This window comes from Burkholderia sp. Ed8 (genome assembly GCF_040761425.1).
Lineage (GTDB): Bacteria > Pseudomonadota > Gammaproteobacteria > Burkholderiales > Burkholderiaceae > Burkholderia > Burkholderia seminalis.
The window spans coordinates 2160349-2186249 of record NZ_CP142885.1 but is presented as its reverse complement, the minus strand read 5'-3'; the positions used below and the strand labels follow the sequence as shown (position 1 = coordinate 2186249).

The 25901-nt window shown below is 68.5% G+C and carries 21 protein-coding genes; 6 read left to right on the top strand and 15 right to left on the bottom strand.

Going from position 1 to position 25901, the window contains the following annotated elements; translation table 11 throughout:
- Positions 1–40 precede the first annotated feature (40 nt).
- Positions 41–604, bottom strand: a complete 564-nt coding sequence (ddpX, locus tag VXM69_RS09965) for a D-alanyl-D-alanine dipeptidase (RefSeq protein ID WP_175027744.1) — start codon at positions 602–604, stop codon at positions 41–43.
- Between the two features lie 17 nt (positions 605–621).
- Entirely contained in the window at positions 622–1521 is a 900-nt protein-coding gene (gene sapR / locus VXM69_RS09960; protein WP_367188517.1) for a sap1 transcriptional regulator SapR, read from the bottom strand.
- Positions 1522–1919: 398 nt separating this feature from the next.
- Between sapR and VXM69_RS09955 the strand changes: the two genes are divergently transcribed.
- Positions 1920–3176 carry an oxalate decarboxylase family bicupin gene (locus tag VXM69_RS09955; protein WP_367188516.1) on the top strand — a complete coding sequence of 419 codons (1257 nt, stop codon included), beginning with the start codon at positions 1920–1922 and terminating at the stop codon, positions 3174–3176.
- 105 nt (positions 3177–3281) lie between these two features.
- On the top strand, positions 3282–4589 hold the full coding sequence (locus tag VXM69_RS09950; protein WP_367188515.1) for an Nramp family divalent metal transporter: 1308 nt from the start codon (positions 3282–3284) through the stop codon (positions 4587–4589).
- Between the two features lie 15 nt (positions 4590–4604).
- On the opposite strand, the gene VXM69_RS09945 is transcribed toward VXM69_RS09950, so the two are convergent.
- The 6 genes from VXM69_RS09945 to VXM69_RS09920 form a co-directional block, all read right to left on the bottom strand.
- The gene (locus VXM69_RS09945) at positions 4605–5858 is read right to left on the bottom strand and encodes a hypothetical protein (RefSeq protein WP_367188514.1); all 1254 of its coding nucleotides are present in this window, start codon (positions 5856–5858) and stop codon (positions 4605–4607) included.
- 197 nt (positions 5859–6055) lie between these two features.
- Positions 6056–7645 (bottom strand): ABC transporter substrate-binding protein, encoded by a 1590-nt coding sequence (locus tag VXM69_RS09940; RefSeq protein WP_069704644.1) that lies wholly within the window; start codon positions 7643–7645, stop codon positions 6056–6058.
- Positions 7646–7769: 124 nt separating this feature from the next.
- The gene (locus VXM69_RS09935; protein WP_034187928.1) at positions 7770–8102 is read right to left on the bottom strand and encodes a sugar ABC transporter ATPase; all 333 of its coding nucleotides are present in this window, start codon (positions 8100–8102) and stop codon (positions 7770–7772) included.
- Between the two features lie 268 nt (positions 8103–8370).
- Complete coding sequence (locus VXM69_RS09930) at positions 8371–8700, bottom strand: hypothetical protein (RefSeq protein ID WP_059556656.1); 330 nt, start codon at positions 8698–8700, stop codon at positions 8371–8373.
- Between the two features lie 179 nt (positions 8701–8879).
- Positions 8880–10439 (bottom strand): DHA2 family efflux MFS transporter permease subunit, encoded by a 1560-nt coding sequence (locus VXM69_RS09925; protein ID WP_367188513.1) that lies wholly within the window; start codon positions 10437–10439, stop codon positions 8880–8882.
- Positions 10440–10820: 381 nt separating this feature from the next.
- On the bottom strand, positions 10821–11723 hold the full coding sequence (locus tag VXM69_RS09920; protein WP_069704645.1) for a LysR family transcriptional regulator: 903 nt from the start codon (positions 11721–11723) through the stop codon (positions 10821–10823).
- A 146-nt stretch (positions 11724–11869) separates the two neighbouring features.
- Here VXM69_RS09920 and VXM69_RS09915 point away from each other — a divergent pair, with 146 nt between their 5' ends.
- Positions 11870–13900 carry an FUSC family protein gene (locus tag VXM69_RS09915; protein ID WP_367188512.1) on the top strand — a complete coding sequence of 677 codons (2031 nt, stop codon included), beginning with the start codon at positions 11870–11872 and terminating at the stop codon, positions 13898–13900.
- Between the two features lie 5 nt (positions 13901–13905).
- Here the strand turns inward: VXM69_RS09915 and VXM69_RS09910 are convergent, their stop codons facing one another.
- Entirely contained in the window at positions 13906–14826 is a 921-nt protein-coding gene (locus VXM69_RS09910; protein ID WP_034187923.1) for a bestrophin family protein, read from the bottom strand.
- Between the two features lie 12 nt (positions 14827–14838).
- Entirely contained in the window at positions 14839–17163 is a 2325-nt protein-coding gene (locus tag VXM69_RS09905) for an FdhF/YdeP family oxidoreductase (protein ID WP_367188511.1), read from the bottom strand.
- A gap of 155 nt (positions 17164–17318) precedes the next feature.
- Between VXM69_RS09905 and VXM69_RS09900 the strand changes: the two genes are divergently transcribed.
- Positions 17319–18740 carry a PLP-dependent aminotransferase family protein gene (locus tag VXM69_RS09900; protein WP_034187921.1) on the top strand — a complete coding sequence of 474 codons (1422 nt, stop codon included), beginning with the start codon at positions 17319–17321 and terminating at the stop codon, positions 18738–18740.
- Between the two features lie 48 nt (positions 18741–18788).
- Here the strand turns inward: VXM69_RS09900 and VXM69_RS09895 are convergent, their stop codons facing one another.
- Both VXM69_RS09895 and VXM69_RS09890 read right to left on the bottom strand, forming a co-directional pair.
- Entirely contained in the window at positions 18789–20000 is a 1212-nt protein-coding gene (locus VXM69_RS09895) for a mechanosensitive ion channel family protein (protein ID WP_367188510.1), read from the bottom strand.
- Between the two features lie 201 nt (positions 20001–20201).
- Complete coding sequence (locus VXM69_RS09890) at positions 20202–20498, bottom strand: hypothetical protein (RefSeq protein WP_367188509.1); 297 nt, start codon at positions 20496–20498, stop codon at positions 20202–20204.
- Here VXM69_RS09890 and VXM69_RS09885 point away from each other — a divergent pair.
- A complete protein-coding gene (locus VXM69_RS09885; RefSeq protein ID WP_367188508.1) occupies positions 20497–22218 on the top strand; it encodes a SulP family inorganic anion transporter in 1722 nt (573 codons plus the stop codon). The two genes, VXM69_RS09890 and VXM69_RS09885, sit on opposite strands and share 2 nt — an antisense overlap.
- Before the next feature lie 12 nt (positions 22219–22230).
- On the opposite strand, the gene VXM69_RS09880 is transcribed toward VXM69_RS09885, so the two are convergent.
- A complete protein-coding gene (locus VXM69_RS09880) occupies positions 22231–23097 on the bottom strand; it encodes a LysR substrate-binding domain-containing protein (RefSeq protein WP_069704650.1) in 867 nt (288 codons plus the stop codon).
- Positions 23098–23148: 51 nt separating this feature from the next.
- On the opposite strand from VXM69_RS09880, the gene VXM69_RS09875 reads away from it, so the two are divergent.
- Entirely contained in the window at positions 23149–23802 is a 654-nt protein-coding gene (locus VXM69_RS09875) for a LysE family transporter (protein ID WP_080287815.1), read from the top strand.
- A gap of 36 nt (positions 23803–23838) precedes the next feature.
- Here the strand turns inward: VXM69_RS09875 and VXM69_RS09870 are convergent, their stop codons facing one another.
- Together VXM69_RS09870 and VXM69_RS09865 are read right to left on the bottom strand one after the other, a co-directional pair.
- The gene (locus VXM69_RS09870; RefSeq protein ID WP_034187916.1) at positions 23839–25293 is read right to left on the bottom strand and encodes a DHA2 family efflux MFS transporter permease subunit; all 1455 of its coding nucleotides are present in this window, start codon (positions 25291–25293) and stop codon (positions 23839–23841) included.
- Positions 25290–25853 (bottom strand): isochorismatase family protein, encoded by a 564-nt coding sequence (locus VXM69_RS09865; RefSeq protein ID WP_069704652.1) that lies wholly within the window; start codon positions 25851–25853, stop codon positions 25290–25292. Before VXM69_RS09865 ends, VXM69_RS09870 begins: the two co-directional genes overlap by 4 nt.
- Between the last annotated feature and the right edge of the window lie 48 nt (positions 25854–25901).

Here is a 25901-nt window from a genome sequence, read left to right as displayed (position 1 = left end):
AGTCGTTGAACGTGAACGGTGAGGGGGACGTGCATCGTCGTTACATCAGGCGCCACGGGCCGCTTGCCGCGTCGTCGATCTGCGGCAGCGCGTGCGAGCCGGGCAGTTCGTAGTGCCACCATTCGCTGTCGATGTGCGCGAAGCCGGCCGCGTGCATCACGCCGAGCAGCAGCAGGCGGTTGCGTTGCACGGCTTCAGGCAGCCCGGCGTGGAAGTGACCCGACGCGGCGACCATCTCGTCGAAACCGGTACCCATGTCGAGCGGCTCGCCGTTCGCGGCGACGAGCGTCAGGTCGAGTGCGGTGCCGCGGCTGTGATTCGAGCCGCGGCCGAGATCGGCGATGAAGTTCGGGTCGGGCAGGAAATCCCACAGGACCTGCTGCGCCTGCGGCGGCCGGTACGCGTCGTAGATGCGCAGCGTGAAGCCGGCTTGCGCCGCGATGTCGACCGCCCGCCGCAACGCGGCCTCGGCCGGCGCCAGCAGCAGGCAGTGCGCTTGGCGGTAGATCGGCTTGCCGGTCAGGTTGCGGTCGGTCGCGTAGACGAGATCGATGTCGACGCGATGCGTGGCGGGCGTGATTTCGACGAGGCGGTGATCGTTCATCGGCAGGGCGGTCTCGCTCAGGATTCGAATTGGTCGAACGTGCGCTGCAGTTCGCGGTTGCGTTCGACGCGGCGGTCGATCGCGGGGCCGAGGCGGTCGACCACGGCCGTGATCAGCAGGTTGAACAGGCAGGTGAGCGGCGCGAGCGAATCCCAGAACTGGCCGACATCGGTCTTCACCTGCAGCAGGTCGGACGGCCAGTCGCGCGCCCACGGGCACGACAGGTCGGTGACCAGCGCGAACGGCTGCCCGCGCTCGGCGGCCGCCTGGCAATAGCGGCGCGCGCCGCGCGAATACGCACGCGTATCGGTAACGATGCAGTACGGCCGCTCGAATTCGGAGTTCAGCGAATCGACGTACGAGCCCGACTGGCCATCGGAATAGAACACGCGCGGGCGCAGGTATTCGAGGTAGCTGCTGAAGGCGTTGCTGATGCCGCGCGTCGACTGGATGCCGAGGATGAACACCGCGTCGGCCTGTGCGATCCGGTCGGCGACCTGCGCGAACACCGGGCCTTCGGCGAGCCGGTACACGTGGCGGATCGCATCGAGCTCGCGTTCGAGCGACGACGCGAGCGCGCGTTCGCCGCGGCGGGCGCCGTCGTTGCCGCCGACATCGCCGTCGACCGAGTGCGTGCCCACCGTGCGGCGGTATTCGTCGAGCCGGTCGGTGATCATCCACGGACGATCGCTGCCGCCGCGCAGCTCGCGCTTCAGGTCGTCGAGATTGCGGTAGCCCACGCTGCGCAGGAAGCGCCCGACCGAGATGCCGCTGGTGCCGGCCTGCTGCGCGATCTGGTCGGCAGTCTCGAGCCCCAGACGGTCGAGGTTCGCGAGCATGTAGCTCGCGATGCGCTTGGCGGTCGGTGTCAGCTCCGCGTAGCGGGATTCGACGGTACGGGCGAACGCGCAAGTCATCGGCTGTTAGATCGTTGTCGTTTGGTGATCGAATGTCATCTATCTGACAAAGCCAAAATCATTCGCGCCAGCGGATAAAAACTATGGTGTGGGGATGGGTGATAGGTGCGTGACGGACCGGCGTTCGCACGGCCCAACCCTGAATCGCCGATCGATTGGCAGATCGTTCGCCTTGAATGTCGCGGTGAGCCGTTCCGCCAGTCGTGTCCCGCGGTATCGCGATCATTACAAAATTAAAGCGAATCACATTAAGTCATTAATTCAGGTCAATAATTCATTTAAGTTTTGCGTCGATTTGGATTTAACTTGCGTGACGGGATGTTCGATTTTCGATAATCCGAAAACGGCATGTATTCCGTAATGGGAATTCGCTCAATCGAAATAATGAAGAGGCAATCATGACGAATCTTTCTCGACGCAAGATGCTGGCGAATACGGCTGGCGCCATTGCCGCCGCAGGCCTTGCCGTAACGGCCAAAGCCGCGTCGTTCGGCAATCCGGACAGTCCGCCGGAAGGGGCGATCAACGCGCGCAACAAACAGGGATTGACCGACCCGGGGCCACAAAATCCCGCATTGGCGAATCAATTCCCGTCTTTTCAGGATCCGCCTGCCACCGATATCAACGGGATGCCGTTATTCTGGGCGTCTTTCAATAATGCCCATAAACGCATTCAAAACGGCGGGTGGGCGCGCGAGGTCACGCAGGACGATTTTGCGATTTCCGAAACCATTTCCGGCGTCAATATGCGCCTCACGCGCGGCGGCATTCGCGAGATGCACTGGCACCAGCAGGCCGAGTGGGCAATCATGCTTGACGGCCGCTGCCGGATCACCGTGCTCGACGAACTCGGGCGGCCGTCGGTGCAGGACGTCAAGACCGGCGATCTCTGGTATTTCCCGCCCGGCCTGCCGCATTCGCTGCAGGGCCTCGGCACCGACGGCGCCGAATTCCTGCTCGCGTTCGATAACGGCCGTGCATCGGAATTCAATACGCTGCTGCTGACCGACTGGGTCGCGCATACGCCGCCGGACGTGCTCGCGCTCAACTTCGGCGTGCCGGCCGACGCGTTCAGGAACATTCCGCTCGACAACCTGTGGATCTTCCAGGGCGACGAACCGGGCCCGCTCGCGGACGCGCAGCGCGCATCGGCCTCGTCGGCCGGCGCGCCGCCGCATCCGTTCATCTTCTCGCTCGGCGACATGAAACCCGTCAAGAAGACGCGCGGCGGCGAAGTGCGGATCGCGGACAGCACCAACTTCAACATTTCGATGACGGTCGCGGCGGCGCTCGTCACGGTCCATCCGGGCGGCATGCGCGAGTTGCACTGGCATCCGAACGCGGACGAATGGCAGTACTACCTGCAGGGCGAGGCGCGGATGACCGTGTTCGACACGGGGCCGAAGGCGCAGACGGCCGACTTCCGCGCGGGCGACGTGGGCTACGTGAAGAAGAGCCTCGGGCACTACGTGCAGAACACCGGCAAGACCGATCTCGTGTTCCTGGAGATCTTCAAGACCGACCGGTATGCGGAGGTGTCGTTGTCCGACTGGCTCGCGCATACGCCGCCGAAGCTCGTCGAAGCGCACCTGAACGTCGCGCCCGACGTGATCGCGCGGTTTCCGCGCAACCGTCCCGACGTCGTGCCGCTGTAACGCGGCCGGCGCCGCCGCGGCCGGCGGGCGGCAGGCCGGCCGTGGCGTCCGCTTCCACTTCCACTTCCACTTCCACGTAAGCCCCTATCCGAACGGAACCTCACCATGATTCCCGTCACGAGCAAAACCGCCGGCGGCTTCGCGCTGCCGGGCGCGTCTCCCGAACGCATCGACGGCGCGGCGCGCGCCGCGCTGGAAGGCCGCCGCACCGGTATCGCCGCGCTGCTGCCGTTCGTCGGCCCGGCCGTGATCGCGTCGATCGGCTACATGGACCCCGGCAACTTCGCGACCAACATCCAGGCCGGCGCCGCGTACGGCTACCGGCTGCTGTGGGTCGTGCTGGCCGCGAACGCGATCGCGATGCTGTTCCAGGCGATGTCCGCGAAACTCGGCATCGTGACCGGCCGCAACCTCGCCGAGCTGTGCCGCGATCGTTTCCCCGCGCCGGTCGTGCTGGGCATGTGGATCGCGTCGGAAATCGCCGCGATGGCGACCGATCTCGCCGAATTCCTCGGCGGTGCGCTCGCATTCGGGCTGCTGTGCCACCTGTCGCTGTTCGCCGGGATGATCGCGACGGCGCTGGCGACCTGCGCGATCCTCGCACTCGAGAAGCGCGGCTTCCGGCCGCTGGAAGCCGCGATCGCGGCGCTGGTCGGCGTGATCGGCGCGTGTTATCTCGGCGAACTGCTGATCGCGCCGCAGGACTGGCATGCCGCGGCGTTTCATCTGGTCGTCCCGCAGATTCCGGATCACGCGGCGCTGACGATCGCGGTCGGGATCATCGGCGCGACGATCATGCCGCACACGCTGTATCTGCATTCGGGCCTGACGCAGGATCGCGCCGCGCCGCGCGACGACGTGGAACGGCGGCGGCTCGTGCGTTTTTCGAACCGCGAGGTCGTCGTCGCGCTCGGGCTCGCCGGGTTCGTGAATCTCGCGATGGTGATGATGGCGTCGTCGGCGTTCCATGCGAATGCGCCGGGCATGACCGACATCGGCGACGCGTATCACACGCTGATCCCGGTGCTCGGGCCGGCCGCCGGCGCGCTGTTCCTCGTCGCGCTGCTGACGTCGGGTGTGTCGAGCTCGGTGGTTGGCACGATGGCCGGGCAGGTCGTGATGCAGGGTTTCATCCATCGCCGCCTGCCGGTGTGGGGGCGCCGCGCGGTGACGATCGCGCCCGCGTTCGCGGTGGTCGCACTCGGCTGCGACGTCACGCGCGCGATGGTCGCGAGCCAGGTCGTGCTCAGTTTCGTGTTGCCGATACCGATGATCGCGCTGTTGATGCTGTCGGCGCGCGAGGACGTGATGGGCGCTTATGCGATGCGGATGCCGCTGCGGATCGTCGCCGGCGCGGCGACGGTCGTGATCGTCGGGTTGAATGCGTACCTGGTGTGGGCGGCGTTCGACTGAGCGGCGGCGGGGCGGCTACTGCTGCATGTCCGGCGCCTCGCGCAGCCGCCAGATCGCGTTGCACTGCTGGCCGCCGAGGCTCGTCGCGCGTAGCGTGACGACGGTGCCGGCGGCGACCTGATACCAGAAATGCGCCATCAGCTCGGTGCCTTTGCGCTGCGCCTGCCCGTCGACCAGCACTTCGCACCGCAGCGGCGACGGCGAACCGGACGGGTGCGTGACGTAGACGTTCAGGCGCGCGATGTCGCGGATCGCGGTGAACACGACTTCGTGGTTGCCGCTGCCGACGAGCATCGTGCCGCCCGGTTCGTCGATCGCCTGCAGGTAGGCGCCCGCGCTGCCCTCGATCGCGGCGGACGAAACGGTCAGCCCGGCCGATCGCACGTAGTCCGCCGCGGCGATGCGTGCGGCGACCGCGCCGGAGGGCACCGGGGTGCCGTCCGACAGCGCGAACGGCGCGCCGTCGCGCAGCGCGGCGTCGGTGTGGTTCGCGTAGTAGCGCCACCGGTCGAGGAAGCGGATGTCGCCGGTCATGTGCAGCGCGCGGATCGGTTCGTCCTGGTAACGGAGCGTCGTCGTACCGCTGCCCGCGTCGAACGATTCGTGAATGCCGTACTTGCTGACGAAGTTCTGGACCGGGTCGAGCAGCGCCGTTTCGCCCTGGGCGCTCCACAGATGCAGGAACGTCGTGTCGATCCCGAAGCACGCCTGGAAATCGGTGCCGACGCGCGCGAGGCAGTCGCGCAGGTGAGCGGCATAGCGTGCCCATGCGTCGGCGGTCCCGGCCACGAGCCCGGCTTGCAGCGCACCGCCGTGGCGGGCGGTGACCGCGTCGACGACGAGACGCCAGTGATGGTCGCGCCGCTCGCCGATCAGCGGCGTGACGACGAACGTGCAGAACAGCGGGTCGGGGCACACGTGAATCCGGTCGTCGCCGATCCGCGAGAACAGGTCGAATTGCGGCGCACAGAACCAGATGTCGGCATCGTACAGCGCGAGCTTGCGGATCTGCGGGTTGCGCGCGCAATACCCGGCCGCCTCGATGAAGCGGCCGACCGGCAGCGCATACGCGTCCGACGCGTCGATGACGTCGACCGACTGGCTCGCGAGGATCTGCCGCTTGCGCTCGGACAGCCCGTAGCCGATCACCGCGATCCGTCCGTCGTAGCCGGTCTGCCGGAGCGACAGCAGGAACGGCACGAGCATTTCGTACCACGCGCGGTTGTTGTCGTTGATCGCTACGCAGACCGCGTGCTCGCTCGGATGCATGTTCGGTTCCCGTTGTGCGCACTCGGGCGTGCGCATCCTGTCCTGGTTGGTGACGCGAATCCGGTGACGTGGATCACCGCCGGGCGCCGCCGGCCCCGGTCATTGTAGATCGGCGCCGCCGCGCGACATAGCGCCGGCGCCGCGGCCCATGGCGATTACCCGCGCGCCGGCAGGGCCGGGCACGCGGGCCGCCGCGATTATTTCGCGAGCGTGCGGTATGACACGAGGTCGTTGATCGGCCCGATTTCCGGCCCGGTCGCACCGGGGCGCGTCGCGACCTGCACGACCTTCTCGAACATGATGATGAACGGCGAGTTCGCGAGCACGGCCTTCTGCAGCGCTTCGTAGCGCTGCGCGCGCTTCGCGGGCGACGGCTCGACGAGCGCGGCCTCGGTGTCTTTCGTCAGTTGCGGAATATCCCAGCTGTTGCGCCACGCGAGCATCTTCGTCGGCGATTGATCCGAGTTGTCCGGATTCCATGCGAAGCCGCGCGCGTTGCTGTTCGGGTCCATGTAGTCGGGCGACCATTCGCCGATGAAGATGTCGTGCTGGCGCGCGCGGTACTTGCCGATCGCCTGCTTCGCATCGCCGGGGATCAGCTTCACGCGGATGCCGCCCTGCGCGAAGTTCGCCTGCAGCGCCTGCGCGATCTCGAGGTACGGATAGTCGTTCGGCATGTCCATCGTCACGTCGAAGCCGTTCGGCAAGCCGGCCTTCGCGAGCAGCGCCTTCGCCTTCGCGACGTCCTGCTTGTACGGCCGCGCGTTCGACGTGCCGAGGAAGCCTTCGGGCAGGAAGGTCTGATGCACCTTGTAGGTCGTGCTGACGATGTTGCGCTGGATGCCGTCGTAGTCGACGAGCCATTTCATCGCCTGCTGCACCTCGGGTTTCGCGAGGTTCGGGTTCTTCGTGTTCAGGCTCAGGTACAGCAGCGCGGATACCGGCCACGACGCGACCTTGATCTTGCCGGCCTTCGACAGCGCGGCGAGGCTGTCGGGGCTCAGGTTGCGCGCGGCGTCGGCGTCGCCGTTCTCCAGCAGCAGCCGCTGCGCGGACGCTTCGGGCACGTGGCGGAGCACGACGCGCTTCATCGGGTACGGCGTGCGGTATTTCTCGAAACGCTGCAGCACGATGCTCTCGTTCGGCGTCCACTTGACGAGCTGGTACGGGCCCGAGCCCGCATCGTTGGTCCGCAGCCAGGCGCTGCCGAAATCGTTGCCCTGCTGGTGCGACAGCAGCAGCTTCTTGTCGAACACCGAGGCCGGGCACGCGCTGAGCACGTTGAGCACGAAGCTCGGCGCGTACTTGCGGTCGGTTTCGAGCACGACGGTCTGCGGATCGACCACGCGCACCTTCTGCATCACGTTCGCCTTCGTGAGGCCGAGATCGGCGAGCACGCCGGCCGGCCCCTTGTCGAGCAGGATGGTGCGCTGCAGCGACCATGCGACGTCGTCGGCGGTGACGGGGTTGCCGGAATGGAACGTGAGGCCGGGGCGCAGCTTGAACGTGTAGGTCGTGCCGTCTGCGCCGACCGTCCACGATTGCGCGATCTGTCCGTCGAAGCGCGTCGGATCCTTCAGGTCGACCCGCACCAGCCGCTCGTAGGTGTTCGCCACGTATTCGGACGGCACCAGCTCGTAGATCCCGCTCGGGTCGAGGGTCGTGAATTCGCCGAGTTGCGTGGCGACGACGAAGATGCCGGGCGGCGTGGCAGCCTGCGCCGGCAGCGCCGGAACAAGCGCGACGAGCGCGGCGCTGACGAACAGCCGGGACAGCAGGTGCTTCATGCGGGCTCCATCGAGAGGGAATCGTGGTGCGATTCTCTCATCGACGGCCGTCCGGATGAAAATATTCGGCGCGCGCGGTGCGGCGCGCGGCAGTCGGCCGGGCGGGTGCCCGGCGCGGGGGGCGTCAGATCGCGCAGCGCGCGATCGCGAAGCGCATGGCTTCCTCGGCCGGTTCGTTGCCCGAGCCGCGCACGACCTTGACGACCGAGCCGTTGCCCGACGGCGTCAGCGTGACGAAGTAGGAATTCGAGCCGACGGCGATATCGGTCACGCCGTTGTGCTGCGATTGCTCGGTGCCCGACAGGCGGCTGTCGAGGCAGTTCGCGATGGCGTAGGCCGGACGTTGCGACGACACGTAGATCATCGGTGCGGCACCCGACGAGGCCGAGTCGGACGAGGGCGCGGAACCGCAGGCGGCGAGCAGGGCGGCGGGAAGGAGCAGCAGGAATCGTTTCATGGTCGGTCGTCGGGTGTCTCGTATCGAGGCTGGGGCGCGGGGTAGGCGAAACGCGAAGCTTCGCGACGAAACCGCCCGGAATCGGGCCGTTTTTGACGGACGACGATGCGACAGGCGGCTGACGACGGAGTATACCCGCAGCATCTGACGCCGTTCGCGCGTTGAAACGATTCGATACAACCAGCCGATCGAACAAGCACCCGCTGCCGCATCGCGGCAGCGGGCGTTTCAGGTGATGGCGAATGGGCGCTTGCCGGTGTTGTCGCTGTTATTGGCCGATCTTGTTGCCGACCGCATTGTCCTGCTGGTTCAGCACGTGCTTTTCGCTCTTCGTGATGTGGCCGTGATCCTGCGCGGCCATGTCCCGCTCTTCCCGGCGGATCTTGCGGTCGTCACGGTGCAGGCGCGCGGCCCGGGCGTGCGACATCTCGCCTTCCGTCACTTCGTGATGGATGCGGCGATGCTGGTTCGCGAGGCGCCGGTTGACCGCTTCGCGGCGCGGATGCGCTTGCTGCCACGGCGTTTCGGCGAACGCGGTGCCGGTCAGGACCGACATCAGGGTGGCGGCAATCGCGATTTGACGGGTCAGGGCTCGCATCGTGTTTTCTCCTGTCGTTGCGCCGTCCCTCTGGAGGAGCGGCGCATGACGAAAAACGCGGTACGGGTGCCGGCTGTTGACGTTTCCGCCTGTATCGATTGCAAGTCTTTATTACGTCGCAGGGGGAGCTGGCCGGCCCCGGCGTGCGTGGCGCGAGGGTCGGCCGCAACGGCCGCGGATCAATGCGCGCCGGCCGCCGCCGCATCGGCATCGCCGCCGCCCGAGCGCGCCGGTTTCGTGATCCAGATGAGCGGGATGATCGCGATGAAGATGATCGCCGACACGTAGAAGATGTCGTTCAACCCCATCACGGCCGCCTGTGAATCGACCGATGCGTTGAAGAACGCGAGCGCCGAATCGGGGCTCAGGTGCAGCAGCGAGCGTGTCGTGTCGACCTGTTGCGTGAAGACCGGGTTGGTGACGCTCGCCTGTTCGGTGAGCCGCACGTGATGCAGGATCGTGCGGTCGTTCCACGCGTTGCTGATCAGCGACGTGCCCACCGCGCCGCAGAACGTGCGGCCGAAATTCGACAGGCCGGCCGCGGCCGGGATCTTTTCGGGCGGCAGCCCGGACAGGATGATCGACGTCAGCGGCACGAAGAACATCGCCATCGGAATGCCTTGCAGCAGCGTCGGCAGCACGAGGTCCCAGCGCGACACGTCGGTGTAGAACGTCGTGCGCATCATGAACACGACCGCGAAGCCGACGAACGCGAGCGTCGCGATATAACGCGGGTCGGTGCGCGGCAGCAGGCGTCCCATGACCGGCGTGAGCAGGATCGCGAACAGCCCGAGCGGCGCGGTCGCGAGCCCCGAATCGACCGCGCGGTAGCCGAGATAACCCTGCATCCATTGCGGCAGCAGCACGAGCGTGCCGAAGAACATCCCGTACGCGACCGAGATCGCGATCGTGCCGCCCGCGAAGTTGCGCTGCGTGAACAGCCGCAAGTCCACGATCGGGTTGGCCTCGTACAGCTCCCACACGAGGAAGAACGCAAAGCCGATCAGCGCGACGATGCCGAGCGCGACGACGACGGGCGAGTTGAACCAGTCGAGATCCTTGCCCTTGTCGAGCATGATCTGCAGCGATGCGACCCACAGCACGAGCAGCAGCAGGCCGACCGTATCGATCGGCAGGCGGCGCGTGGCCGATTCGCGGTCGCGGAACACGATCCACGTGACGGCCGCCGCGAAGAAGCCGACCGGAATGTTGATGTAGAAGATCCACGACCAGTTGTAGTCGTACGTGATCCAGCCACCGAGCGACGGCCCCGCGATCGGGCCGACGAGCGCGGTCATCGACCACAGCGCGAGCGCGCTCGACGATTTCTGCCGCGGCCAGGCGTCAAGCAGCAGCGCCTGCGACAGCGGCGCGAGCGGCCCCGCGACCGCGCCCTGCAGAATCCGTGCGGCGAGCAGCGTCGGCAGGTTCGGCGCGATCCCGCACAGCCACGACGCGAACACGAACAGCAGGATCGACGTGACGAACAGGCGCACCTGGCCGAAGCGCTGCGTGAGCCAGCCGGTCAGCGGAATCGACACCGCGTTCGCGGCCGCGAAGATCGTGATCACCCACGTGCCTTCGTCGACCGAGACGCCGAGGTCGCCCGAGATCGTCGGGATCGCGACGTTCGCGATCGACGAGTCGAGCACGTTCATGAACATGGCGAGCGATACCGCGATCGTGCCGATCGCGAGCTTGCCGCCCGACAGCGGCGCCTGGGGTGACGGAGATGACATGGTGTTCCTGCGTGATGAAAGGTGGCCGGGCGGCGCGCGCCGCGTGTGCGGGCGGGCCGCGAAGCGGACGGCGCGATGCACCACGCGCGGGCGGCCCGGCAAACGGGGCCGTCCGCGCGCGGCGTGCGGTTCAGGCGTTCGATCGGATCGGCGAAGCCATGACGGGCTTCGGGGCGCGGGCAGGCCGGTCAGGAAGGCGCGACGCGCGTGACGCGGCGGCGGGCAGCGCTCGCGTGGCTGCCGTAGCGTGTGTGGCGATTTTTCATGGGCACAGGCTAACGATGCGGCGAACGGCGATCAACGCTCGCGCGCTCATTAATTCCTTTCGTGCGCCGCAATAATGCAGCCGGCCCGCCTCGATGGCCGGTCGCGCGATGCCGGTTACGGCGACGCGCGCCACGCGGTGAAGACTTCCGTCAGGAATTCGACGAATGCGCGCACCTTGCTGTCGAGCGTGGCGCGCTTCGGATACAGCGCGTGCAGTTCGACGTCGTCGGTGCGGTGCCAGTCGGGCAGCACGATTTCGAGTTCGTTGTTCGCGAGCCGCCGCGTGGTGAAGTGCGTGGAGATCAACGCGATGCCGCCGCCGCTCGCGGCCTGGCGCAGCACCGTGACCGATTCGTTCGAGATCAGCACGGGCCGCACCGGCACATCGGCCACGTCGCCGGCCGCGTTGGTGAGCCGCAGCGTCAGGCCGGGCGTGTCGCGGCCGACGAACAGGATGTCGTGATCGGCGAGGTCCTGTGGTGTCTGCGGCCGGCCGGCACGGTCGAGATAGTGCGGGCTGGCCGCGAGTTTCGCGTGCGACCAGCCGAGCGAGCGCGCGACATAGCCGGAATCGGTCAGCACGCCCGTGCGCAGCGCGACGTCGAAGCCGTGCTCGACGAGGTCGAGCGCGCTGTTGTCGTAGATCAGCACGAGCTGCACCAGCGGGTAGCGCCGGCGAAACTCGGCGAGCGCCGGCTCCAGTTCCAGCAGGCCGATCGCGTAGGGCACCAGCACGCGCAGCGTGCCCTCGGGCTCGGTGCGCAGCGCCCGCGCCTGGCGGTCCGCGTCGAGCAGGATTTCCTCGGCGCGCAGGCAGCGTTCGTAATAGTCGCGCCCCGCTTCGGTGACGGACACGCGGCGCGTCGTGCGGTACAGCAGCTGGACGCCGAGATCGTCCTCGAGCTGCCTGACCTTGCGGCTCACGCGGCTGAGCGGCATGTCGAGTTGCGTGGCGGCGGCGGTGAAGCTGCCGCGTTCCACCACGCGCAAGAATATCCGGATGCTTTCGAGGTCCATACGGGGCGTTTCAGGGTTCGGCCTGCGCGCATCTTACCGTCGCGCGCCGGATCGCAGCGGATCGTGCCGATTATCCTGCCCGGTGCAATAACGCATCCCGCCGCCGCCCCGTAGTGGCTGCCCGCGCGCGATCGTATGCTCGCCGGATGAAATTCGCTTTCCCCAGCGTGCCGCCGTTCGCGGCCGTCCGGGCCGCGCTGCGCGACGCGCGCCCGATGTTGTCGCCCGGCGCGCTCGCGTTCGCGCTGCGCAATACCGCCGCGTCGTTGCTCGCACTCTATATCGCGTTCCGGATGAATCTCGACGATCCGAAATGGGCCGCGTCGACCGTGTGGATCGTCGCGCAGAGCAGCCGCGGGATGGGGCTGTCGAAGAGCCAGTACCGGATTCTCGGCACCGCGATCGGCGCGGCCGTCGCGCTCGCGCTGACCGGTGCGTTCGCGCAGACGCCCGAGCTGTTCCTGCCGGCGCTCGCCGCGTGGATCGGGCTGTGCGCGGGCGTCGCGACGTTCCAGCGGAATTTCCGCGCATATGCGGCGGTGCTCGCCGGCTATACAGCCGCGATCATCGCGATGGATGCGGTGTCCGCGCCGCTGCATGCGTTCGACATCGCGGTGGCGCGATTCCTGTATGTGGTCGTCGGCATCCTGTGCGGCGCGCTGTTCGAAACGGTGTTTGCGCCGGGCGCGCCGCTGAACGATGTCCGCACGCGGCTCGCGCGCTATCTCGACCGCGCGGTGACGCTCGGCGCGGGCGCGCTGCGCCGTGAGCCGAACGGGGCGGCCGTGCACCGCCTGTTCGCGGATGCGCTCGAACTCGACACGGCGGCCGAGTATGCCGCGGCCGGCGCACCGTCGGTGCGCAACGCGATCGGCCATCTGCGCGCGGCGGCGCTGGGCGTGCTCACCGCGCAGGCCGCCGGGCAGGCGATCCGCGAGCATGCGGCGCGCGCCGGCGACGCGCCGGATCCGCTGATCGACGAAGTCGCGCGCGTGCTGGACGGCGTCGCTGCATCGGACACCCCGGGGCACGCGATCGCGGCGCTGCGCGCGCGCGTGGACGACGCACTGCACGCGGCGGCCGCCGCGCAGCGCGGCCCGGACACGTCGCGCCTGCTCACGCTCGACCGGCTGGCGGCGCTGCTCGCCGGGTTCGAGCGCGCGTTCGCGAGCCGGGCGCTGCTCGACCGGCCGGAGCCGCCGCCTTCGCGCGTGCGCTATGCCTTTCACCACGATCCGGTGCTCGCGTGGCACAACGGGATCCGCGCGTTCATCGCGGTGCTGGCCGCATCGGCGATCTGGATCGTCACGGCGTGGCCGTCGGGCGCCGGCTTCGTCGCGATCACGGCCGTGGTCGGCGCGCTGTTCTCGACGCGGCCGAACTCGGTGCGCGCGGCCGTCGGTTTCCTGAAAGGCACGGCATGCGCGGCGGCGGCCGGCGTCGTCTGCAACTTCGTCCTGTTGCCCGCGGTGTCGGGCTTCGAGATGCTCGCGACCATCCTCGGCGTGTTCCTGGTCGCCAACGGCGTCGCGATGCGTCATCCGCGCACGGCCGCGATGGGCAGCGCATTCGCGATCTTCTTCTGGAATTTCACGTCGCCGGACAATACCGCGCGCATCGGCGATGCCGCGTTCCTGAACAGCGCGCTCGCCACCATGCTCGGCATCGCGTTCGGCGCGCTGATCTTCGCGCTGGTGTTTCCCGGCGATCCCGGCACGAGCCGGCGGCGGCTGCATCGTGCGGTGCGCCGCGACCTGGCCGGCATCGCACGCGACCCGCGTGCCTGGTCGGAGAGCGTGTGGCTGAGCCGGACGGCCGACCGTCTCGCGCGCGAACTCGGTTTCGCGGGCAGCCTGCCGCAGACGCTGATCGAGCGCGACATGCGCGACCTGCTCGCGATCTGGGGAATCGGCGACAGCCTGCTGTCGCTCGCCGCACTGGCCTCGCGCGAGCCGACCGTGCGCCGCGCGGCGGCCGTGGTGCGCGGCCGCGTCGCGCGGGCGGAATTCGCGCGGCTCGACCGGACCTGCGACGCGGCGGCGCGCGTGCTGCGGCGGCACGCGGCCGGTCGCGCAGGCGATGCCGCGCAGGCGATGCTGCGCGGTGTCGTGCTGGTGCGGCGGATCGCCGACGCAGCCGCCGAGCACGGCCGTTTCCTGCGCGGCCTCGGCGACTGAGCGGTTCAGGTGAGGCGGTATGCGCGGCCGGGCGTCACTTCGGCCGGCAGCGGCTCGCGGTTCAGTTCGAGCAGCGTGCGTTCGATCTGGCGCGTCATCGCATCGAGCGCGAGATGGTTCGGCCCGTCGCCGAACGGCTCGGCGATCGCATGCGCGATCGCGTCGAGCGCGATCAGCGTATAGGCGACGAACACGGTGACGAACGGTGTCGCCGCGCCGATCGAGTCGACGAGGCCGAACGGCAGCAGCACGCAGTACGCGTAGATGGTCCGGTGCAGCAGCACGTCGTAGGAAAACGGGATCGGCGTCGACGCGATCCGTTCGCAGCCGCTCACCATCGCGACGAGATCGTCGAGGCGCGCGTCGAGCATCCACAGGCGCGTATCGGTGAGGCGGCCCGCGTCGGCGCGTGCGGCGAACGCTTCGCGCAGCGCGTGCACGATGACGATCGGACGGAACCGGGAGCCGGCGACACGCGCATGAGTGGCCTCGTCGAGCAGCCCGCGCAGGTCGGCGGCCGGATCGGTGCCGCGCAGTTGATGCTTGAGCGCATAGACGAAGGCGACGACCTGCCGCACGAAGGCGCGCCGCGATGCGTCGTCGCGGTCGACCGCACCGTAGCAGAGCGCCTGCGAGACCAGCGTGCGCGCGGCGGTCAGGACGCCGCCCCACAGTTGCCGGCCCTCGCGGTAGCGTTCGTAGCTCGCGTTATTGCGAAACCCCGCGAAGATCGCCAGCGTGAGCCCGATCAGCGTGAATGGCGTCGGGTTCAGCGGCACCTTCTCGCCGAGCACGCGGCCGCCGCCCCACACCGCGACGAGGCTGATCGCGAGCGTCAGCACGAGCTGCGGCAGGATGGTGGGCAGCACCGAGCCGTTCCACACGAGCAGCATCCGCAGCCAGTGCTCGCGCGGACGAACGATCATCGTCGCGCTCCGTCAGGCGGCGATCGAGGCCGGCGCGGCCGCGCGATGCAGCAGCACGGGCACCGACTTCGACGTCGGCGTGTTGCACACGTCGCCGACGCTGTCGAGCGGCACGAGCGGGTTGGTTTCCGGGTAATACGCGCCGATGCAGCCGCGCGGGATGTCGTACTCGACGAGCAGGAAGCCGTCCGCGCGCCGCTCGATCCCGTCGTGCCACACGGTTTCCATGTCGACCCATTCGCCGGCCTTCAGGCCGAGCATCGCGAGATCGTCGCGGTTGACGAACACCACGCGGCGCTGGCCGAACACGCCGCGATAGCGGTCGTCGAGCCCGTAGACGGTCGTGTTGTACTGGTCGTGCGAACGGGTCGTCATCAGCGTCATCAGCCGTTCGCCGTGCAGCGCGCGGGCGCGCTGGATCGGCGTGTCGGTCGGCAACGCGTGCGCGATGAAGTTCGCCTTGCCCGTCGGCGTGAGCCACTCGCGATCGCGCGACGCGACGCGCAGGTGGAAGCCGCCCGGCCGCGCGATGCGCGTGTTGTAGTCGTAGAAGCCGTCGAGCGTCGCCTCGATCGCATCGCGGATCTTCGCGTAATCGTCCTTGTACGCGAGCCAGTCGATCTTGCCGCTGCCGAACAGCGCATGGCCGATGTGCGCGACGATCGCGGGCTCCGACATCAGGTTCGGCGACGCCGGTTTGTTCATCCCGTACGACACGTGGACCATGCTCATCGAATCCTCGACCGTCACGCCTTGCGCGACGTTGTCCTGCAGGTCGATTTCGGTGCGGCCGAGCGTCGGCAGGATCAGCGCGTCGCGGCCGTGGATCAGGTGGCTGCGGTTCAGCTTCGTCGTGATGTGCACCGACAGGTCGCAGCGTCGCATGCCTTCCCACGTGCGCGGCGTATCGGGCGTCGCCATCGCGAAGTTGCCGCCGAGGCCGATCAGCACCTTCACGCGGCCTTCGAGCATCCCCTCGATCGTCTCGACGACGTCGTAGCCGTGGTGGCGCGGCGGTTCGAAGTCGAACACGTGGCCGAGGCGGTCGAGGAACGCCTGCGACGGCTTTTCCTCGATGCCGACCGTGCGGTTGCCCTGCACGTTCGAGTGGCCGCGCACCGGGCATAGGCCGGCGCCGGGGCGGCCGATGTTGCCGCGCATCAGCATCAGGTTCGTCAGCATCTGCACGGTCGCGACCGAATGCTTGTGCTGCGTGATGCCCATGCCCCACGTCGCGATCACGCGTTCGCTGCGCGCATAGCGTTGCGCGAGGCTGTCGATCTGCTCGTACGGCACGCCGCTTTCGGCGGTCAGCGCGGACCAGCTTTCGTTGCGCAGGTCGTCGGCGAAGGCGTCGAAACCGGCCGTGTGCTCGGCGATGAACGCGGTGTCGACGACGCGCGGCGCACCGGCGGCGCGCGCGGCGTCGTCGAGTTCGAGCACCCGCTTCGCCATCCCCTTGATCAGCGCGAAATCGCCGCCGATCGTCGGCTGGATGAACGTCGATGCGATCCGGGTGCCCGACATCGTCAGCATCTCGATCGGGCTTTGCGGATCGGCGAAGCGTTCGAGGCCGCGCTCCTTGAGCGGGTTGATCGACACGATCGTCGCGCCGCGCTTCGCGCATTCGCGCAGCTCGCCCATCATCCGGGGGTGGTTGGTCGCGGGGTTCTGGCCGAAGATCAGCAGCATGTCCGCGTGCTCGAAATCGTCGAGCGTGACGGTGCCCTTGCCGACGCCGACCGAGGCCGGCAGCCCGCGGCTCGTCGCCTCGTGGCACATGTTCGAGCAGTCGGGGAAGTTGTTCGTGCCGTACAGCCGCACCAGCAACTGGTACAGGAACGCCGCTTCGTTGCTCGCGCGGCCGGACGTGTAGAACGCGGCCTGGTTCGGGTCGGGCAGCACGCGCAGGTGGCGCGCGATCAGGTCGAACGCGTCGTCCCACGCGATCGGCACGTAGCGGTCGGTTTGCGCGTCGTACACCATCGGGTCGGTGAGGCGGCCGTGCTGTTCGAGTTCGAAATCCGACTGTTCGAGCAACTCGGTGACCGTGTGCGCGGCGAAGAATTCGGGCGTCACGCGCTTGCTCGTCGCCTCGGCGGCCACCGCCTTCACGCCGTTCTCGCAGAATTCGAACGTCGATGCGTGCTGGCGGTCGGGCCACGCGCAGCCGGGGCAGTCGAAGCCGTCCGGCTGGTTCTGGCGCAGCAGCGTACGGTAGTTGCCGCCGGCGACCTTTTCCTTGATCAGGTTGATCGTGACGGCTTTCAGCGCACCCCAGCCGGCGGCCGGGTGAGTGTACGGTTCGATGCGCGCGGTGGCGGATTTCTTTTTCATGGTGCAGCGGGTGTCGGGGTCGATGGGTGCAGAGTACGCGCGGCACCCGTGCCGCTGTGTGTACACCTGTTCGCTTCAAAAAAGAGTACAGTTTCGGCCATTCGCACGGTGCGGATCGCCACTGTGTTGTTGAAGGGAAGTTGAAAGGGAGGCGCGTGAAGCGTTACGAACAACTGGCCGACGATCTCCAGGCGCAGATCGAGCGTGGCGTGTACCGGCCGGGCGAACGGATTCCGTCGGTGCGGCAGGCGAGCCGGCAGCAGCAGCTCAGCGTGACGACCGTGCTGCGCGCCTACCTCGTGCTGGAAAGCCGCGGCCTGATCGAAAGCCGGCCGCAGTCGGGCTACTTCGTGCGGGCACGCGCGGCGGCGCCGGCCGAGGCCGAGCTGCATACGTCGGCGCCGACGGCCGAGCCGTCGGCGGTGGACGTGAGCCGGCTCGTGCTGTCGACGCTGCGCTCGATCGCGCGCGACGACGCGGTGCCGCTCGGTTCGCCGTATCCCGACGCGTCGCAGTTTCCGGTGCAGCGTCTCGCACGCTATGCGCAGACGATCGGGCGACGCCGCACGCGCTGGGGCGTGATCGACGACCTGCCGCCGGGCAACCAGGAACTGATCCGCCAGATCGCGCGGCGCTACGCGGAACGCGGGGTCGCCGTCGAGCCGGGCGAGATCGTGATGACGATCGGCGCGACCGAAGCGATCAACCTGTGCCTGCAGGCCGTCGCGAAGCCGGGCGACACGATCGCGGTGGAGTCGCCGACGTTCTACGCGATGCTGCACGCGATCGAGCGGATGGGCATGCGCGCGCTGGAAGTCGCGACGCACCCTGGCGACGGCATCGATCTTGACGCGCTCGAACGGGTCCTCGAGCGCGAGCGCATCGCCGCGTGCATGGTGATGCCGAATTTCCAGAATCCGCTCGGCTTCCAGATGCCCGATGCGCGCAAGCGCGCGCTCGTCGAACTGCTCGCGAAGCACGGCGTGCCGGCGATCGAGAGCGACGTGTATCACGAGCTGCATTTCGGCGACACGACCCCGAGCGCGCTGAAATCGTTCGACCGTGACGGCCTCGTGCTGCATTGCGCGTCGTTCACGAAGAGCCTGTCGCCGCGTTACCGGATCGGCTGGGCGATGCCGGGCCGCTATCGCGACCAGGTCGAGAAGCTGAAATTCCTCAACACGCTCGCGACGCCCGCGATCGAGCAGCTCGCGATCGCCGAGTACCTGAAATACGACGGCTACGATTTCCACCTGCGGCGCATGCGCAAGCTGTACGCGCAGCAGGCGAGCCTGATGAGCGCGATGGTGCGCCGGTTCTTCCCGGAAGGCACACGGCTGTCGCAGCCGCAGGGCGGGTATGTGCTGTGGGTCGAGCTGCCGCGGCAGGTCGATGCGATGAAGCTGTACACGCTCGCGCTCGCGCAGCGGATCACGGTCGGCCCCGGCCACATGTTCTCGGCGGGCACCGACTACCGGCATTTCATCCGGCTCAACTACAGCTATCCGTGGTCGCGCCAGATCGAGGACGCCTTGAAGGTGCTCGGGCGGCTCGCATCGGAGTGCGCGGCGCGATAGGCGCGGCCGCGTCGCGCATCGACCCGTCCGCGGTGCCCGCGCGCCGGCTTACGCCGCGCGGACCATCTGCCGCATGTCGAAACCCGACGGATGCTGGTACACGCGCAGCCCGAACTCCGGCAGCACCGCGATCAGGTGATCGAACAGGTCGGCCTGGATGGCCTCGTAGTCGACCCACGTCGTCGTATCGGTGAAGCAGTACAGTTCGAGCGGAATGCCTTCGGCGGTGAGCGGCAACTGCCGCGCCATGCAGGTCATGTCGCGGCGGATGCGCGGATGACCCTTCAGGTAGTTCGCGACGTACGCGCGGAACGTGCCCAGATTCGTCAGCTGGCGGCGGTTCGCCGGGCAGTCGCCGGCCGCGCCGAGCGTGCTGTTCCATTGCTCGATCGCGTCGACCTTGTCCTCGAGATAATCCTTCAGCAGCGTCAGGCGTTCGAGCCGTTCGATCTCGTCGTTCGATAGAAAACGCACGCTCGTCGCGTCGACGAACAGCGCGCGCTTGATGCGGCGGCCGCCCGCTTCGGTCATCCCGCGCCAGTTCTGGTAGCTCTCGGTGATCAGCTTCCACGTCGGCACCGTGATGATCGTGTGATCGAAGTTCGCGACCTTGACGGTGTTCAGCGTGATGTCGATGACGGTGCCGTCCGCACCGGCCGACGGCATCGTGATCCAGTCGCCGATCCGCAGCATGTCGTTCGACGACAGCTGCACGCCGGCGACGAGGCCGAGCAGCGTGTCCTTGAAGATCAGCATCAGCACCGCCGACATCGCGCCGATGCCGGACAGCAGCAGGCCGATCTGCTTGCCGGTCGCATCGCCGATCACGACGAGCGCGGCGGTGATGAACATCACGAGCTTGACGAGCTGCATCGCGCCTTTCAGCGACAGGCGCGGCTGGTCGCGCTGGTGCGTGCGGTGGGTGTGCTCGAGCGCGGACAGCGTCGCGCTGATGGTCATCGTCACGAGGAACACGATCAGCGCGAACAGCACCTTGTCGGCGACCTGCGTGACGCGCTCCGGAATGCCGGGCACCGCGTCGAGCCCGAGCTTGAGCACGACGAACGGGACGATGCGGTTCAGCCATTTGAAGGCGCCGAACTCGAACAGCGCGTCGTCGATGCGCGTGGCGGACAGCCGCGCGAGGCGCGCGACCACGCGAAACAGCAGGAAATGGACGGCGGCGGTGATCGCGCCGGCGGTGGCAAGCAGAATGAGGATGCCGACGAGCGGCGTCAACCAGGATTCGTTCAGTGTCATGGCGGAAAACAGGGACCTTCTTGTGCGTTGAATCGGCGCCGCGACGCGGCGCGCGCCCGGTGAAGGGCACATGAAAGGGACCGTGATTGTGCCATCGGGTTCCGGACGCGTGGGGTGACGGCGGGTCGAACGGCTCCCGAATACGCTCACCATTGTGCAGGTGTCCTTCGCATCGAAGTGAGGGCGGACGGTGAATCCGCGTCACCGCACGCCGGTGCGCGAGTCTGTTGCCGGATGCCTCGCACGCACGGCTGCGATCGGCTCGAACCCGGCGTGGAGGGCCTTCGCGCGTCGACGCGCATGGTCGGCGATCCATGCAATCATGCGAGCGTCGCGGGTGTTGCCGGCATGCCGCACGCGCCGGCGTGCGAGCGGTGCGTCAACGGTGAGCGCCGCGCGCCGCGTTCGCGCACTTGCCAGGCAAGGCCCGCCCGGGGCACGATGCGCGAACGGCTTCGCGATCCTCGCCACTTCTTCGACCTCACGCATTTCACGCATGCAAGATTCCAACGAAAACCGCCCGTCGGGCGTGCCGCTGTTGAAAGGCCTGCTCCCGATCCGCCGGGCAGGCGCCATCCGCGACGTGTTCGCGGGCCTCTCGCTCGCCTCGATGGACATCCCGCAGGTGCTCGGCTACGCGCGCATCGCCGGGATGCCGGCCGTCACGGGCCTCTACACGGTGTTCCTGCCGCTCATTGCATTCGCGTGCTTCGGTGCGTCGCGCCATCTTGTCGTCGCCGCCGACTCCGCGACCGCGACGATCTTCGCGAGCCGGCTGTCGTCGATGGCACCTGCCGGCAGCGCGGAATATGCGGCACTGGCCGGCATGGTCGCGCTGCTGACCGGCGCGATGCTGCTGCTCGCGCGCATCTTCAAGCTCGGTTTTCTCGCCGATTTCCTGTCGCGCACGGTGCTGGTCGGCTTTCTCGCCGGCGTCGGCGTGCAGGTGTCGATCGCGATGCTCGGCGACATGCTCGGGTTGTCGGTGCCGTACCCGGCGTCGCGCAGCCTTGCGCAACTCGACTACGTCGTCACGCATCTCGTCCACGCGAACCGGCCGACGCTCGCGCTCGCGGCGCTCGTGGTCGCCGCGATCCTCGCGTGCAAGCGGTTCGCGCCGCGCGTGCCGATGCCGATGATCGTCGTCGTGGGGAGCATCGCGGCGAGCGCGGCGTTCGACTTCGCCGCGCAGGGCGTTGCGGTGCTCGGGCCCGTCGCGGGCGGGTTGCCGTCGCTGCGCTGGCCGTCCGTCACGTGGCAGCAGTTCCTCGATCTCGTGCCGGTCGCCGCCTCGTGTTTCGTGATGATCATCGCGCAGAGCGCGGCCGCCGCGCGGGTGTTCGCGCAGCAGTACGGCGAAGACGTCGACACCAACGCCGATATCCTCGGCCTCGCGGCCGCGAACGCGGCGGCGGCGGTAGGCGGCGCGTTCGTCGTCAACGGCAGCCCGACGCAGACGGCAATGGCGGATGGCGCGGGCGTGCGCAGCCAGATCGGCCATCTCGCGTTCGCCGCCGTGGTGGCCGTCGTGCTGCTGTTCTTCAGCACGTTCCTGCAGTACCTCCCGCATGCGGTGCTGGCCGGCATCGTGTTCACGATCGCGCTCGGGCTGATCAACGTGCGCAGCCTCGCGGCGATCCGCCAGGAAAGCCCCGGCGAATTCACGCTCGCGCTCGTGACGGCCACGGCCGTCGTGACCGTCGGTGTCGAGCACGGCATCCTGCTGGCCGTCGCGCTGTCGCTGATGCGGCACGTGCGCCACAGCTACCAGCCGCATACGATGGTGCTCGAGCCTGTCGCGGGCAACGGGCGCTGGCTGCCGGTGCCCACGCGGCGCGGTGCGATGACGGCGCCGGGGCTGATCGTCTACCGGTTCGGTTCCGACCTGTTCTTCGCGAACGACCATCTGTTCGCCGGCGAAATCACCGAACTCGTCGACACGGCGCCGGTGCCGCCGCGCTGGTTCGTGATCGATGCGGGGGCGATCACCGATGTCGACTATTCGGCCGCGCGCACGCTGACCGATCTCGTCAAGACGTTGCACGCGCGCGGGATCGGCGTGCTGTTCGGGCGGGTGAACCGCTACCTGCGCGCGGACATGGATCGCCACGGGATCACCGACGTCGTCGGCGCATCGTGCATCTTCGCGACGCTGCATCAGGCGCTGGAGGCGGCGGGCACGACGCCGCCGGCGCCGCAGGAGCCGGGCACGGTGTAGCGCGAACGGGCGCTAGGCGGCCGCGCGCAAGCGCGCGAACCCGTTGCGCAGATAGCGGGCCAGTTCCGTCGCGGCCGGGGTGCGCTGGCCGCGCGGCACATGCAGGTCGATCGAGAAGTTCGGCAGCGCGGGCAGGCCGCTGCCGGCCGGCAGGATATCGAGGTCGGTCGGGACGGTGGACGCGAGCCAGACGGTCACGGCGAGATCGGAGCGCACGGTCGCGGCCGTGGCATCGAAGCTGCCGTTCTCGAACACGGTGCGCCAGGCGCGATCGCAGCCGCGCAGCGCGTCGAGCACGGTCGGGCGGAACGCGCAGGTCTGCGCGACCATCGACACCGGCAGCGGCGTGTTGCGGTGCGCGGTGCCGCCTTTCGCGCCGACCCAGACCAGCCGGTCGACGGCAATGCACTCGCCGCGCGACGACCCGACCGGCGCCTCGATCAGCGCGACGTCGAGGTCGCCCCGCGTGAGCCCCCGGCGCAGTTCCGGCGACGCCGCGCACACGAGCGTGAGCGCGACCTGCGGATGCGCCTGCGCATAGTTTTTCAGGATCGGCGCGAGACAGGTGCCGACCAGGTCCTGCGGCGCACCGAGACGGACCGCGCCTTCCACGGCGCCCGCCGTCATGTCGGTGAGCAGCGCATCGTGTACGGCGAGCAGCCGGCGCGCCTGTTCGAGCAGTCGCTCGCCGGCCGCCGTGAGCAGCAGGTTGCGATGCTCGCGGACGAACAATGGGCCGGACAGCGCCTCGAGCCGCGCGACCTGCTGGCTGATCGCGCCTTGCGTCAGGTGCAGCGCGTGGCCGGCCGCCGTCATGCTGCGATGATCGGCGACCGAGACGAATGCGCGCAACAGCGCGATGTCGAGATTGCGTGCCATGCGTCACATTATGAATGCTAATGGTTGGCATAAAAAGCTTTCGCTGTCGTAATGGAGGAATCGCGGGTAAAAACGGGGCTTCGACGACGACAACCGGGAGCCGCCGTGCCGCTTCACGACTACCTGCCGCTGATGCTGTTCGTGATCGTGTCCACCGTGACGCCGGGCGGCGCGACGACGCTCGCGACCGCGTCGGGCGCCCATTTCGGCTACCGGCGATCGCTGCCGCTGATGGCCGGGATCGCGGCCGGCCTGGCGTCGATGGCGGCCGCGGCGGCGGCCGGGCTCGGCAGTGTGCTGCTCGCGCTGCCGACGTTGCAGCTTGCGATGAAAGCAGCCGGTTCGCTGTACCTCGTGTGGCTGGCCGTCCGCATCGGGCGCGGCGGCAAGCCGCGGCTCGACGCCGCCGTGCACCGGCCGCAAGGGTTCGTCAGCGGGGTGTGGATGCTGTGGCACAACCCGAAAGGCTGGGCGATGACGCTCGGCGCGGCCGCGTCGTTTGCCGCGCTCGCGTCCGGCCCGGCCCGGCTTGGCGTGCTGCTCGGGCTGGCATTCGGCGTGGCCGCGATGGCGTCGTTGTCGTTATGGTGTTTCGCCGGGCTGCTGTTCGCACGCGTGTTGCGCACCGAGCGGCAGTGGCGTTGCCTGAATGCGGGACTGGGGCTGCTGCTCGTGATGTCGATCGTGCCGATGTGGCTGCCGTAGCGGGACGCCGCGCCTGTCGCGCGACGCGCCCCGGGTTCAGCGCGAGCCGGCCCGCGCGGCGCCGGCAGGCTGGCCCCCGGCAGCGCTCGACCTCAACGGCAGCCGCAGCGTCGTGACGAAGCTCGCCGCATGCAGCGCGCACAGCAGGCCAAACGCCCATGCATACGCGACGGCCGGCGTGCCACCGGGCGACATCGATTCGGCCTGCAGTCGCCACGCGAGGAACAGCGTGCAGATCGTCGTGAACGTCGGGCCGCCGAGGCGCTGCACGATATTGAGCGAGGTGGTCGCCATCGGCAGGTTGCGGCGTTCGACCGATGCATACGCGGCCGAGATCGACGGCGCGCCGATCGCGCTCTGGCCCATGCCGCGCAGGAACAGCGCGGGCACGAGCACCAGCGGATCGTAGCCGGTCAGCGCGAGGAATACGAACGGCAGCGTCGCCGCCAGCGCGAGCAACGCGCCGGCGGCGGCCAGCCGGCGCACGCCGAACCGGCCCGTCAGCGCGCCCATCGACGGATAGGTGACGAGCATGCCGAGCCCGAGCGGCGCGAGCAGCCAGCCCATCTCGCCCGGCGAGCGGCCGCACGCCTGGATCAGGAACACGGGAATCAGCATCTGGCCCGCGTACATCGCGCCGTTCGACAGGAACTGCGTGCCGGCCGCCGCGCCGAACACGCGCGAGCGAAACAGCGCGAGATCGATCAGCGCGTGCTCGCCCTGGCGGCGCTCGAAGCGCAGGAACGCGGCGAGCAGCAGCGCCGAGCACGCGAGCGCGGCGATGCCGGGTGCCGAGCCGATTCGTTCGGCGCCGTACAGGAACAGCACGAGGCCCGGCGACAGCAACGCGAGGCCGATCCAATCAAGTGCGCGCGGCTGGACATCGTCGTGGTCGCCCGGCAGGAATCGCACGGCCAGGGCGAGTGCGAGCACGCCGACGGGCAGGTTCACGAGAAACAGCCAGCGCCACGACGCGTGCTGCAGGATCGCGCCGGCCACGACCGGCCCGAGGATCGGCGCAAGCAGCACGGGCACCGCCGCGTAGCCGATCACGCGCGCCATCTGCTGCCCGGCGACGCGCGCGATCATCATCTGTGCCATCGGCGCGAGCAGCCCGCCGCTGACGCCTTGCAGCACGCGGAATGCGATCAGCGACGGCGCGGACCACGCGAGCCCGCACAGCGCCGACGTGAGCGTGAACGCCGAGAAACACCACAGGTACAGCGCTTTCGCGCCGATGCGGTCGACGAGCCAGCCGTTCAGCGGCAGCACCAGCGTCAGCGCGAGCAGGTAGCCGCTCGTCACCCACTGGATCGTCGACAGGCCGGCATGCAGATCGGTCGCGAGGTTCGACAGCGACACGTTGACGATCGTCGCATCGAGCTGCGACAGCAGCGAACCGAGCGTCGCGACCGCGCTGACCTTCCAGATCGACGGATCGAGCCGGCCCGCCGCGAGGCCCGGCGCCGGCTGCGCGCGTTCGTCGCTCACGCGCCGCGCCGGTCGAGCAGCGCGACGATGTCCTGCGTCGTGCCGGTCTCGCCGAGGCGCGGGAACAGGCGCTCGATGCTGTTCACGTGTGCGTCCGCGTTGAGGTCGGTCATCGCATCGACCGCGAGCGTCACGTTGTAGCCGAGTTCGTGGGCCTGCCGCGCGGTCGATTCGACGCCGATGCTCGTCGCGACGCCGGTCAGCACGATCTGCGTGACGCCGGCGGCCTTCAGGTGCGCGTCGAGATCCGTGCCGGTGAATGCGCCCCAGGTCTTCTTCGTCACGACATGGTCGCCGGGTTGCCGGTTCAGCTCGGGCACGAGCTCGGTCCAGTCGGCGGGCAGCGCGTCCCGCCGCGCCGGCTGCTGCGTGCGTCCCGGCGCACCGCCGGCGACGTTGACGAGCACGACCGGCAGGCCGCGGCTGCGGAATGCGTCGAGCAGCGTGCGCGCGTGTGCGATCACCGGGGCGACCGGGTGGGCCGTGGGCAGGGCGACGATGCCTTTCTGCAGGTCGATGACGACCAGTGCCGTGTTCGTGTCGAGGCGGGTTGCGCTCATGATGGGGCTCCGTGGGAAAGGGCGGGGAACACCGGACGCGCGGATGCC

What these genes read in the sequence shown, in the direction of transcription:
- ddpX (WP_175027744.1), bottom strand. Translation starts at nt 604, where the DNA reads ATGAACGATCACCGCCTCGTCGAAATCACGCCCGCCACGCATCGCGTC.
- sapR (WP_367188517.1), bottom strand. Translation starts at nt 1,521, where the DNA reads ATGACTTGCGCGTTCGCCCGTACCGTCGAATCCCGCTACGCGGAGCTG.
- VXM69_RS09955 (WP_367188516.1), top strand. Translation starts at nt 1,920, where the DNA reads ATGACGAATCTTTCTCGACGCAAGATGCTGGCGAATACGGCTGGCGCC.
- VXM69_RS09950 (WP_367188515.1), top strand. Translation starts at nt 3,282, where the DNA reads ATGATTCCCGTCACGAGCAAAACCGCCGGCGGCTTCGCGCTGCCGGGC.
- VXM69_RS09945 (WP_367188514.1), bottom strand. Translation starts at nt 5,858, where the DNA reads ATGCATCCGAGCGAGCACGCGGTCTGCGTAGCGATCAACGACAACAAC.
- VXM69_RS09940 (WP_069704644.1), bottom strand. Translation starts at nt 7,645, where the DNA reads ATGAAGCACCTGCTGTCCCGGCTGTTCGTCAGCGCCGCGCTCGTCGCG.
- VXM69_RS09935 (WP_034187928.1), bottom strand. Translation starts at nt 8,102, where the DNA reads ATGAAACGATTCCTGCTGCTCCTTCCCGCCGCCCTGCTCGCCGCCTGC.
- VXM69_RS09930 (WP_059556656.1), bottom strand. Translation starts at nt 8,700, where the DNA reads ATGCGAGCCCTGACCCGTCAAATCGCGATTGCCGCCACCCTGATGTCG.
- VXM69_RS09925 (WP_367188513.1), bottom strand. Translation starts at nt 10,439, where the DNA reads ATGTCATCTCCGTCACCCCAGGCGCCGCTGTCGGGCGGCAAGCTCGCG.
- VXM69_RS09920 (WP_069704645.1), bottom strand. Translation starts at nt 11,723, where the DNA reads ATGGACCTCGAAAGCATCCGGATATTCTTGCGCGTGGTGGAACGCGGC.
- VXM69_RS09915 (WP_367188512.1), top strand. Translation starts at nt 11,870, where the DNA reads ATGAAATTCGCTTTCCCCAGCGTGCCGCCGTTCGCGGCCGTCCGGGCC.
- VXM69_RS09910 (WP_034187923.1), bottom strand. Translation starts at nt 14,826, where the DNA reads ATGATCGTTCGTCCGCGCGAGCACTGGCTGCGGATGCTGCTCGTGTGG.
- VXM69_RS09905 (WP_367188511.1), bottom strand. Translation starts at nt 17,163, where the DNA reads ATGAAAAAGAAATCCGCCACCGCGCGCATCGAACCGTACACTCACCCG.
- VXM69_RS09895 (WP_367188510.1), bottom strand. Translation starts at nt 20,000, where the DNA reads ATGACACTGAACGAATCCTGGTTGACGCCGCTCGTCGGCATCCTCATT.
- VXM69_RS09885 (WP_367188508.1), top strand. Translation starts at nt 20,497, where the DNA reads ATGCAAGATTCCAACGAAAACCGCCCGTCGGGCGTGCCGCTGTTGAAA.
- VXM69_RS09890 (WP_367188509.1), bottom strand. Translation starts at nt 20,498, where the DNA reads ATGCGTGAAATGCGTGAGGTCGAAGAAGTGGCGAGGATCGCGAAGCCG.
- VXM69_RS09880 (WP_069704650.1), bottom strand. Translation starts at nt 23,097, where the DNA reads ATGGCACGCAATCTCGACATCGCGCTGTTGCGCGCATTCGTCTCGGTC.
- VXM69_RS09875 (WP_080287815.1), top strand. Translation starts at nt 23,149, where the DNA reads ATGGAGGAATCGCGGGTAAAAACGGGGCTTCGACGACGACAACCGGGA.
- VXM69_RS09865 (WP_069704652.1), bottom strand. Translation starts at nt 25,853, where the DNA reads ATGAGCGCAACCCGCCTCGACACGAACACGGCACTGGTCGTCATCGAC.